Source organism: Nitrosovibrio tenuis, from assembly GCF_900109785.1.
In the GTDB taxonomy this organism is placed as follows: domain Bacteria; phylum Pseudomonadota; class Gammaproteobacteria; order Burkholderiales; family Nitrosomonadaceae; genus Nitrosospira; species Nitrosospira tenuis_A.
In genome coordinates, this window is record NZ_FOBH01000001.1 from 571,486 (window position 1) to 583,130 (window position 11,645).

General features: G+C 53.2%; 8 protein-coding genes. All 8 read left to right on the forward strand.

The window, feature by feature from the left end; all coding sequences use genetic code 11:
* Positions 1-39: 39 nt before the first annotated feature.
* The 8 genes from rpoC to rplC all read left to right on the forward strand — a co-directional run bounded on the left by rpoC (position 40) and on the right by rplC (position 11,644).
* On the forward strand, positions 40-4,260 hold the full coding sequence (rpoC, locus tag BMX00_RS02490) for a DNA-directed RNA polymerase subunit beta' (RefSeq protein ID WP_090826708.1): 4,221 nt from the start codon (positions 40-42) through the stop codon (positions 4,258-4,260).
* A 78-nt stretch (positions 4,261-4,338) separates the two neighbouring features.
* Positions 4,339-5,751 carry an aspartate aminotransferase family protein gene (locus BMX00_RS02495; RefSeq protein WP_090826711.1) on the forward strand — a complete coding sequence of 471 codons (1,413 nt, stop codon included), beginning with the start codon at positions 4,339-4,341 and terminating at the stop codon, positions 5,749-5,751.
* 351 nt (positions 5,752-6,102) lie between these two features.
* Positions 6,103-6,480, forward strand: a complete 378-nt coding sequence (gene rpsL / locus BMX00_RS02500; protein WP_090826713.1) for a 30S ribosomal protein S12 — start codon at positions 6,103-6,105, stop codon at positions 6,478-6,480.
* An 84-nt stretch (positions 6,481-6,564) separates the two neighbouring features.
* Positions 6,565-7,035, forward strand: coding sequence for a 30S ribosomal protein S7 (gene rpsG, locus BMX00_RS02505; protein ID WP_090826716.1), 471 nt, complete (start codon positions 6,565-6,567; stop codon positions 7,033-7,035).
* Positions 7,036-7,109: 74 nt separating this feature from the next.
* Complete coding sequence (fusA, locus tag BMX00_RS02510; protein WP_090826718.1) at positions 7,110-9,200, forward strand: elongation factor G; 2,091 nt, start codon at positions 7,110-7,112, stop codon at positions 9,198-9,200.
* A gap of 24 nt (positions 9,201-9,224) precedes the next feature.
* Complete coding sequence (gene tuf, locus BMX00_RS02515) at positions 9,225-10,415, forward strand: elongation factor Tu (RefSeq protein ID WP_090826690.1); 1,191 nt, start codon at positions 9,225-9,227, stop codon at positions 10,413-10,415.
* 86 nt (positions 10,416-10,501) lie between these two features.
* Positions 10,502-10,810, forward strand: coding sequence for a 30S ribosomal protein S10 (gene rpsJ / locus BMX00_RS02520; RefSeq protein ID WP_090371762.1), 309 nt, complete (start codon positions 10,502-10,504; stop codon positions 10,808-10,810).
* 117 nt (positions 10,811-10,927) lie between these two features.
* On the forward strand, positions 10,928-11,644 hold the full coding sequence (gene rplC, locus BMX00_RS02525; protein WP_090826721.1) for a 50S ribosomal protein L3: 717 nt from the start codon (positions 10,928-10,930) through the stop codon (positions 11,642-11,644).
* Position 11,645 lies beyond the last annotated feature (1 nt).

The window sequence follows — 11,645 nt, forward strand, 5'->3', positions numbered from 1 at the left end:
ATTTTTTATGTATCGACCCCTGATCAACAGGAGTGACAAATGAAAGCACTGCTTGATTTATTCAAACAGGTTACCCAGAAAGAAGAGTTCGATTCAATCAAGATCGGTCTGGCTTCGCCAGAGAAAATACGTTCGTGGTCCTATGGTGAAGTAAAGAAACCGGAAACCATCAATTACCGCACGTTCAAGCCGGAACGCGACGGGTTATTCTGCGCGAAAATTTTCGGTCCCGTAAAGGATTACGAGTGTCTGTGCGGAAAATATAAGCGCTTGAAGCATCGCGGCGTCATTTGCGAGAAATGCGGTGTGGAAGTCACGCTGTCGAAGGTACGGCGTGAGCGCATGGGTCATATCGAACTCGCCTCCCCGGTAGCGCACATCTGGTTTCTCAAATCGCTGCCCTCGCGCCTGGGCATGGTGCTGGATATGACCTTGCGTGATATCGAACGCGTGCTCTATTTCGAAGCTTATGTGGTGACGGATCCCGGCATGACTCCTCTGCTGCGGTGCCAGTTGTTGACGGATGACGACTATCGTGCGAAAACGGAAGAATACGGGGATGATTTTCGCGCCAGCATGGGTGCGGAAGGTATTCGCGACCTGTTGAGTAACTTGAACATTCGGGTCGAGATCGATAATCTCCGCCGCGAGATGGGAACAACCGGTTCGGAAACCAAAATGAAGAAGATCGCCAAGCGCCTCAAGGTGCTGGAGGCGTTCAACAAATCCGGTATCAAGCCGGAATGGATGGTTTTGGCGGTACTACCGGTATTGCCGCCCGAGTTGCGCCCCTTGGTGCCGCTGGATGGAGGGCGCTTTGCCACTTCCGATCTGAATGATCTATACCGCCGTGTCATTAACCGAAATAACCGGCTGAAACGTCTACTTGAGCTGAAAGCTCCGGAAATCATCGTACGCAACGAGAAACGCATGCTGCAGGAAGCGGTGGATTCACTGCTGGATAACGGCCGTCGCGGCAAAGCCATGACCGGCGCGAACAAGCGGCCGCTAAAATCGCTTGCCGACATGATTAAGGGCAAAGGCGGGCGTTTTCGTCAGAATCTGCTGGGCAAGCGGGTGGATTATTCCGGACGATCGGTGATTGTGGTGGGTCCGCAACTCAAACTGCATCAGTGCGGCTTGCCGAAGAAAATGGCGCTGGAATTGTTCAAGCCGTTCATCTTCAACAAACTCGAAATCATGGGCATAGCCAGCACCATCAAGGCGGCCAAGCGCGAGGTGGAAAACGAAAGCCCGATCGTCTGGGATATTCTGGAGGATGTCATCCGCGAGCACCCGGTAATGCTAAACAGGGCGCCAACCCTGCACCGCCTGGGTATACAAGCGTTCGAGCCGGTGCTGATCGAAGGCAAGGCTATTCAATTGCATCCGCTGGTATGTGCAGCATTCAATGCCGACTTCGACGGCGACCAGATGGCGGTTCACGTGCCGCTCTCGCTGGAAGCGCAAATGGAATGCCGCACCCTCATGATGTCCACCAATAATGTCCTATCGCCAGCAAACGGTGAACCGATTATCGTGCCATCGCAGGATATCGTGCTGGGACTGTATTACACGACGCGGGAGAAAATCAATGCGCGCGGCGAAGGGATGTTATTTTCCAACATCAGTGAAGTATCCCGCGCCTATGAGAGCCGCATCATCGAGCTGAACGCCAGAATCACGGTGCGGATCAGGGAATACGAAATCAACGCTGACGGTGAGCGCCGCGAGAAGACCACCCGTTACGATACTACCGTAGGACGAGCGCTGCTGTCCGAAATCCTGCCCGCCGGGCTTCCCTTTCCCCTCATCAACAAAGTCCTCAAGAAAAAGGAAATTTCAAGGCTTATTAATGCCAGTTTCCGCCGCTGTGGCCTTCGCGAGACGGTAATTTTTGCCGATAAACTGATGTATGCCGGTTTCAGTTACGCGACTCGCGCCGGTATATCGATCTGCCTGGACGATATGCTGACGCCGGTGCAGAAGGATGCCATTATCAGTGCTTCCGAAAGGGAGGTGCAGGAGATTGAAGTTCAATATACGTCGGGTTTGGTGACACAAGGAGAACGCTACAACAAGGTGGTGGATATATGGGGTCGTGCTGGCGATCAGGTGGCCAAGGCTATGATGGATCAGCTCGGCGTTGAGCCGATACGTGATCCGCTAACTGGGGAAACCAAGAACGACGAAAAAGGCAAGTCACTGACACAGGAATCCTTCAACTCGATTTATATGATGGCCGATTCAGGTGCGCGCGGATCCGCTGCCCAGATTCGTCAGTTGGCGGGAATGCGGGGATTGATGGCCAAGCCCGATGGCTCAATCATCGAAACGCCCATTACCGCGAATTTTCGTGAAGGGCTGAACGTGCTGCAGTATTTTATCTCGACCCATGGAGCTCGGAAGGGCTTGGCCGATACGGCACTGAAGACCGCCAATTCGGGTTATCTTACCCGCCGTTTAGTGGATGTGACCCAGGATCTGGTTGTGACCCAGGACGATTGTGGGACGGGTAATGGAGTACTGATGAAAGCGTTGGTAGAAGGGGGCGAAGTCATTGAGGCTCTGCGTGAACGGATACTCGGACGAGTCGTCGTTACCGATGTAATCAATCCGGAGCATCAGACCGTGATGTATCCCGCTGGCGTCTTGTTGGACGAAAGTGCGGTGGATATGATTGAGTCTTTAGGTATAGATGAAGTAAAAGTTCGCACCCCGCTTACCTGTGAAACGCGCTATGGTCTGTGCGCAAAATGTTATGGGCGCGACCTGGGACGAGGTACCCCTGTCAATGTAGGAGAGGCGGTAGGGGTTATTGCTGCCCAGTCGATAGGTGAACCCGGCACTCAGCTCACCATGCGCACATTCCACATTGGGGGTGCTGCCTCCAGAACCGCGGTAGCAAGTCAGGTGGAGAGCAAGTCAAATGGGATTGTGCGTTATTCGGCTACGATGCGTTATGTTACCAACGCCCGCAACGAACTGATCGCAATTTCGCGTAGTGGCGAAGTCGTGATATATGATGATAACGGCCGCGAACGCGAACGCCACAAAGCGCCTTATGGCGCAACATTGTTGATTCGCGACGGGGAAGCTGTAAAGGCTGGGCAGGTGCTGGCCGCCTGGGACCCGCATACTCGTCCCATCATTACCGAATATGCCGGTAAAGTTCGTTTCGAGAACGTTGAGGAAGGCGTGACCGTTGCCAAGCAGATCGACGAAGTGACGGGCTTGTCCACCCTTGTGGTGATCGATCCGAAACGACGCGGCGTGGCTCAAAGCAAGGGTTTGCGGCCGATGGTGAAACTTCTGGATGAAGATGACAAGGAGGTTAGACTCGCCGGAAGCAATCTCCCTGTCAATATCACATTCCAAGTGGGCTCTGTTATTACGGTGCGGGACGGACAGCAGGTCAGCGTCGGCGAGGTATTGGCCCGCATCCCACAGGAGAGTTCGAAAACGAGGGATATTACCGGTGGTTTGCCTCGCGTTGCGGAGCTGTTTGAGGCCCGTTCACCGAAGGATGCGGGTGTGCTGGCGGAGGTTACGGGGATCGTGTCATTCGGTAAAGACACCAAAGGCAAACAACGCCTGGTCATTACCGATCTGGACGGGGTTTCGCATGAGTATCTGATTCCCAAGGACAAGCACGTCACTGCGCACGACGGTCAAGTCGTGAACAAGGGAGAAAGCATTGTCGACGGACCGGCCGACCCGCATGATATTCTCCGCCTTTTGGGTATCGAAGCGCTCGCTCGTTATATTACCGACGAAGTTCAGGATGTTTATCGTCTCCAGGGTGTCAAGATCAACGACAAGCATATTGAGGTTATCGTCCGGCAAATGTTGCGCCGGGTACAAATTGTAGATGCCGGTGATACCCGATTCATCCCTGGCGAACAGGTCGAACGCGCGGATCTGCTGGCGGAAAATGAAGAGGTGGCATTGGAGAATAAAGAGCCTGCCACCTATGAGTATATGCTGCTCGGCATTACGAAGGCGTCACTTTCTACCGATTCCTTTATTTCCGCGGCTTCCTTCCAGGAAACCACGCGGGTGCTGACCGAGGCGGCCATCATGGGCAAGAAGGATGATCTACGTGGCCTTAAGGAGAATGTTATCGTCGGGCGGCTTATACCCGCGGGGACCGGCTTGACTTTCCACAATACGCGCAAAAAGCAGAGACTTGTGTTAAGTACCGAGGAGAGTCATGAGTTGCGTCAGGAAGATACAGGGAATCAGCAGTTGGCATTATGACGCATCACAGTCCGGATTTAATTTGAGATCAGCGGTCCATATTGCGAGCTCATCAATACAAAATGGAAGATCCGAGTTATGCCAATTGATATCAATGCAATAGTTGCCGAGACTCGCGGCAAAAACTTCGAGCTTTTCGAAGAACATGTGAATCCGGTCTTCGTCAAGGTACTGCGCACGCTTGGTTTCAACCGCACCTGGGTGCGCGGCGAAGGCCCATATCTTTGGGATGAACATGGTACACGTTATCTGGATTTTCTGACCAACTGGGGTGTTTTCAATTTCGGCCGCCGCCATCCTGCCATCCGCAACGCAATGCAGCAGGTGTTGGACTCCGATTTTCCGGGATGGGTTGGTTTCGACGCTCCGCCCCTGGCCGCCGTGCTGGCGCGTGAACTTGTGAAGCGCATGCTACCCGGTCTGGATATGGTTTACTTCAGCAATTCAGGAACCGAAGCCATCGAGGCGGCGATCAAGTTTGCACGCGCCCATACAGGCCGACCCACCACGATCCATCTCGCGAAAGCGTTTCACGGTCTCACGATGGGTTCCCTCTCGTTAAACGGAGAAGCAAGTTTTCGCAGAGGTTTCGATCCCATGCTTCCGGATAGTTCGGAAGTGAAGCTTGGTGACCTGGAGGGTCTTGAGGCACGGCTAGCCCGGGGCAATGTCGCGGCCTTTGTCTTTGAGCCTATCCAAGGCAAGGGCGTCAACATCGCCAGTGACGAGTATCTTCTTGGCGCACAGAGTCTTTGTCGGAAGTATGGCACATTGATGGTCTGCGACGAGGTGCAATCAGGGATGGGGCGCACGGGACGTTTTTTGGCCAGCCAATGGATCGAGGGCCTGGAACCCGACGTCATCTGTCTTTCAAAGGCGCTTTCCGGTGGTTATATTCCGGTGGGGGCGACGATTACTCGTCGCGCCGTTTATGATAGCGTTTACGACGGCATGCATCGCGCAATCGTCCACGCCTCGACTTTCGGTATGGGAAACATGGCAATGGCAGCGGCGCTGGCTTCCCTCCGGGTCCTGGACGATGAAAATCTTCCCGGTCGTGCCCTCGAACTCGGCGCACGCTTTCGCAACGGCATCGAGGCGATGGTGCCGCGTTTCGAATTCCTGAAGGGTGTGCGTCAGAGGGGGTTGATGATTGCCATTGAGTTTGGACAGCCGGAATCGATGTCGCTCAGGGCAGCCTGGGCCATGGTCAATAAGATGGATGAAAATCTCTTTGCCCAGGCAATCGTCCTTCCGCTTCTCGACGATCATCGCATTCTTACTCAGGTGGCTGGCCACGCCATGCCTATTATAAAAATACTCCCGCCTCTGAATATCAGTGAAGCGGATGTGGATTGGTTTCTCGCAGCACTTGAGGATGTGATGGTGAAGCTGCACAAATTCCCGGGACCGGCATGGGAGGTATTGAAAAAGTTGGGCAACCACGCGCTCACCGCGAAGCGGCGAGAGGGCCGCGCCGTCGTGGGCTAAGCAACCTGAATACATTCTCAATTTTGAGGTAGGGTAGTTCTCGGCTGTAAACACTCAGTTTTATGGCTCGGTTGGTACAGCACACGACAGTGGTCAATTTATAGTTGCAACTGATGTGCACTTCCCGATGGGGTTGTGCCATGGTTCGTCGCATATGGATGACATGTGCCTGACTTCGTTTGAAGTAAAGTGGTCGTGGCTTGACATGTCTATCCAAACCCCCTAAAATTCGCAGTCTTTTTGCCGCCCCTGCTCAGAAGTATCAGTAGTATTGGTATTGCGTATGGGCGGAATATCGAATTCAATGGCAGCGGGACAGCTTTATCTTGGTCCTGTTTTTTAAGGGATAATATGCCGACAATCAGCCAGTTAGTACGTAAACCTCGTGCGGAAAGGCGCGTGAAGAGCAAGGTGCCGGCGTTAGGAAACAGTCCTCAAAAGCGAGGCGTTTGCACCCGAGTTTATACGACTACACCAAAAAAACCGAACTCGGCCTTACGGAAAGTTGCACGGGTACGCCTGACGAACGGCTTCGAAGTGTCCAGTTATATTGGTGGTGAGGGTCACAACCTGCAGGAACACTCGGTTGTATTGATCCGGGGCGGTCGCGTTAAAGACTTGCCAGGTGTTCGCTATCACACAGTACGAGGTAGTCTGGATACCGCCGGAGTAAAAGACCGCAAGCAGGGCCGTTCCAAATATGGCGCGAAAAGACCCAAAGCGGCTTAAAGAGCAGCTTGTGCGTTGTGCCCAATATTAATACTCAACTGATAACTGAAGCCAGGCTAAACAGTTAAATCTCAAGGTTAGAAAATGCCAAGACGGAGAGAAGTACCGAAACGCGAAATTTTGCCTGACCCCAAATACCATAATACCGAGGTGGCGAAGTTCGTCAATGTACTGATGACGCGGGGTAAGAAATCCGTAGCGGAACGAATTATTTACGGCGCTATGGATCAAATTCAGAAGAAAACCGGCAAGGATCCGGTGGAAGTATTTACACAGGCACTGTCTAACGTTCGCCCAATGGTGGAAGTAAAGAGCCGGCGTGTAGGCGGCGCTAACTATCAGGTTCCAGTAGAGGTGCGGTCGATCCGGCGTAATGCTTTAGCAATGCGCTGGTTGCGGGATGCCGCACGAAAACGAGCCGAAAAATCGATGGGCGCTCGACTGGCTGGTGAATTAGCGGAAGCAGCCGAGGGCCGCGGAGGTGCAGTCAAGAAACGCGAGGAAGTCCACCGTATGGCCGAAGCCAACAAGGCATTTGCTCACTACCGGTTTTAACGATAATTATTGACGTCATTGATCGAGTTGATGGCTAACTCACTCGATTATTTAAATTTTAAGGTTTAAGGACTGTGGCAAGAAAGACACCTATCGAGCGTTATCGGAATATCGGCGTAATGGCACATATAGATGCCGGAAAAACCACGACTACCGAACGCATATTATTTTATACCGGTGTGTCGCACAAGCTTGGTGAGGTCCATGATGGCGCCGCTACGATGGATTGGATGGAGCAAGAGCAGGAGCGCGGTATTACCATCACGTCAGCCGCCACCACATGCTTTTGGAAAGGGATGGAAAATAATTACCCCTCCCATCGCATCAATATCATCGATACGCCAGGCCACGTGGATTTTACCATCGAGGTAGAGCGGTCATTGCGGGTTCTCGACGGTGCCTGTACCGTATTTTGCGCGGTGGGGGGGGTGCAACCCCAGACCGAAACCGTTTGGCGCCAGGCAAACAAGTACAAGGTTCCGCGTCTCGCTTTTGTCAATAAAATGGACCGCGCAGGCGCGAATTTCATGCGCGTTTATGAGCAGATACAGGCGCGTCTGAAAGCCCATCCGGTACCCGTACAATTGCCTGTAGGCGCTGAGGACAAATTCGAGGGCGTTGTCGACCTGATCAAGATGAAGGCTATTTATTGGGATGACACCAGCCAGGGGATGAAGTTTGAAGAACGCGACATTCCTGCCGATATGATCGAGAATGCCAAGCTGTGGCGTGAAAAAATGGTGGAGACCGCTGCCGAGGCGAATGAAGAGTTGATGGATAAATACCTTGAGGAAGGCGATTTGTCTATCGATGACATTAAACGCGGCCTGCGCATTCGTACCATCAGCAATGAGATTGTACCCATGCTTTGCGGTTCCGCATTCAAGAATAAAGGCGTGCAGGCCATGCTTGACGCCGTGCTGGATTATCTGCCTTCGCCTGTGGATATCCAGGCGATTAATGGCGAGAAAGAAAATGGCGAACCTGGAGAGCGTCACGCAAGCGACGAAGAGCCATTCGCCGGACTGGCATTCAAAATTGCAACCGATCCGTATGTCGGTCAGCTGATTTTTTTCCGCGTGTACTCTGGAGTTGTATCTTCCGGCGATACGGTTTATAACCCGGTAAAAGGACGAAAAGAAAGGATCGGCAGATTGTTGCAGATGCACGCAAATCAGCGTGAGGAAATCAAAGAGGTTCGGGCCGGGGACATAGCAGCCGCGGTCGGCCTGAAGGAGGCCATTACTGGCGATACACTGTGTGATCCGGGTGAAGTCATCACACTGGAGCGCATGTCTTTTCCAGAACCTGTGATTCATGTTGCGGTGGAGCCCAAAACAAAGGTCGACCAGGAAAAGATGGGTATCGCTTTGAACCGGTTGGCGCAGGAAGATCCTTCCTTCCGCGTTCGCACCGATGAGGAATCGGGTCAGACTATCATTTCGGGCATGGGCGAACTGCATCTCGAAATTATTGTGGACCGGATGAAGCGGGAATTCGGTGTGGAAGCCAATGTCGGTGCTCCGCAAGTGGCTTACCGCGAAGCTATCAGAAAACCGGTGGAGGTCGAGGGCAAGTTCATCAAGCAGTCGGGCGGGCGCGGGCAATATGGTCACGTCTGGCTCAAGATGGAGCCGAATGAAGCGGGTAAGGGGTTCGAGTTTATCGATGCCATCAAGGGTGGAACCGTGCCTCGCGAATACATTCCGGCAGTAGAAAAAGGTCTGCTAGAAACACTTCCCAACGGAGTATTGGCTGGTTTCCCGGTAGTGGATGTCAAAGTGATACTTTTTGATGGCTCCTACCATGATGTCGACTCCAATGAGAATGCCTTCAAGATGGCATCCTCCATTGCATTCAAGGATGGTATGCGCAAGGCTAATCCAGTGTTACTGGAACCGATGATGTCGGTTGAAGTGGAAACGCCGGCGGATTTCATGGGCAACGTCGTCGGAGATTTGTCTTCCCGTCGAGGTATGATCCAGGGCATGGACGATTTGCCCGGTCTCAAGGTGATACGCGCCGAGGTCCCATTGGCAGAAATGTTCGGCTACTCGACTTCACTACGGTCTGCGACTCAGGGCCGCGCTACATACACGATGGAATTCAAGCATTACTCGGAAGCACCTAGAAGTGTAGCTGAAGCAATTATCAATAAGAAATAACTGTTATTCACGTAAAGGATCATCATGGCAAAGAGCAAATTTGAGCGGACGAAGCCGCACGTGAACGTTGGGACGATAGGGCATGTGGACCATGGCAAGACCACATTGACGGCGGCGATCACGATGGTATTGTCGAAGAAGTTTGGTGGTGAGGCGAAGAGCTATGCGCAGATAGATTCGGCGCCGGAAGAGAAAGCGCGCGGCATCACCATCAACACGGCGCATGTTGAATACGAGACGAAGAGCCGTCATTACGCCCACGTTGACTGTCCTGGTCATGCTGACTACGTCAAGAACATGATAACGGGCGCGGCCCAGATGGACGGGGCCATACTGGTGGTATCGGCTGCGGACGGACCGATGCCGCAGACACGCGAGCACATACTGCTGGCGCGTCAGGTGGGAGTACCCTACATTGTGGTGTACATGAACAAAGCCGACATGGTGGACGATGCCGAACTGCTGGAACTGGTGGAGATGGAAGTTCGCGAACTGCTGTCGAAATACAACTTTCCCGGTGACGACACCCCGATCGTCATAGGTTCTGCCCTGAAGGCGCTCGAAGGCGACCAAAGCGATATAGGCGAGCCCTCCATATTCAAGCTTGCGGATGCACTGGACAGCTACATACCGGAGCCGGTACGGGCTGTGGACGGCCCCTTTCTGATGCCGGTTGAAGACGTTTTCTCCATTTCTGGCCGCGGCACGGTGGTAACGGGGCGGGTAGAGCGGGGTGTAGTCAAGGTGGGCGAAGAAATCGAGATAGTCGGATTGCGGCCCACGATCAAGACAGTCTGTACTGGCGTGGAGATGTTCAGGAAACTGCTGGACCAGGGGCAGGCAGGGGACAACGTTGGGGTATTGCTGCGAGGCACCAAGCGCGAGGAAGTCGAGCGTGGTCAAGTGCTGGCCAAGCCTGGCTCGATCACCCCGCATACCAAATTTACCGCCGAGATATACGTGCTGAGCAAAGAAGAAGGGGGACGTCACACCCCATTCTTCCAGGGCTATCGGCCCCAATTTTACTTTCGGACCACGGACGTCACGGGTGCGATTGAATTGCCGGCGGGCACTGAGATGGTGATGCCTGGGGACAATGTATCGGTGACAGTCAACCTGATTGCGCCGATTGCCATGGAAGAGGGTCTTCGTTTTGCCATTCGTGAAGGCGGAAGAACCGTCGGCGCAGGTGTGGTGGCAAAAATTATTGAGTAACAACAGGATCAAGGATAGGGTTTAAGGTTGGGTGCCGAGCACCGAATCGTCAATCGGAATCCGAATCCTCAACCTGAGGTTTGATTATGCAAAGCCAGAAAATTCGTATTCGTCTGAAAGCTTTTGACTACCGTTTGATAGATAAATCAGCAATGGAGATCGTTGAAACTGCCAAGCGGACCGGTGCTGTAGTAAAGGGACCCGTGCCTCTGCCTACACGCATCGAACGCTTCGATATATTGCGTTCTCCTCATGTCAATAAAACCTCGCGCGACCAATTCGAGATTCGAACTCATCTGCGCCTGATGGACATTATGGATCCTACCGATAAAACGGTGGATGCCTTGATGAAGCTGGATTTGCCTGCGGGTGTGGATGTGGAAATAAAGCTGTAAGTTTTGAATGTCGAATCTCCAGTTGCCGATTTGGGCGAGCCCGTCGGATACTGACCCAAAACCAATACGAATTGCCGGTCAATTGCAATCGGCACCTTTTAAGAAAGGGTAATTAAAATGAGTTTAGGACTTGTCGGCCGTAAGGTTGGCATGACTCGCATTTTTACTGGCGATGGCGATAGCCAGCCGGTTACAGTGCTTGACGTGTCGAATAATCGCGTCACACAAATCAAAACCCCGGACACAGATGGCTATTCCGCTGTCCAGGTGACTTTCGGAAAGCGTCGCGCTATTCGCGTCAACAAGCCTTCGGCAGGGCATTTCGCCAAGGCTGCCGTTGAGGCTGGCCATGTGCTCAAGGAATTTCGTGTAACACCAGAGGTGCTTGGCAACCTCAAGCCTGGTTCGGTCATCGGTCTGGACATTTTTCAGGCCGGGCAGAATGTGGATGTGACAGGGATTTCGATCGGGAAGGGCTACAGCGGCGTAATCAAGCGGCACGGTTTTTCCTCAAACCGTGCCAGTCACGGTAATTCGAGATCACACAACGTTCCAGGCTCCATTGGCATGGCCCAGGACCCCGGTCGCGTATTTCCCGGCAAACGCATGTCCGGGCATTTGGGAGCCGTACAGCGCACCACTCAAAACCTGGAAGTGCTCCAGGTCGATGTCCCCCGCGGTTTGCTGATCATCAAAGGGGCCGTTCCGGGATCAAAGGGCGGCGATGTGGTAGTGCGCCCGAGCGTGAAGGTCGGCAGAGCCCGTGTGGCGCCCACTGTCAAGGCTGATGTTAAACAAGGCGCGAAAAGCGGCGCAAAGTCCGGTAAGAAGTAGG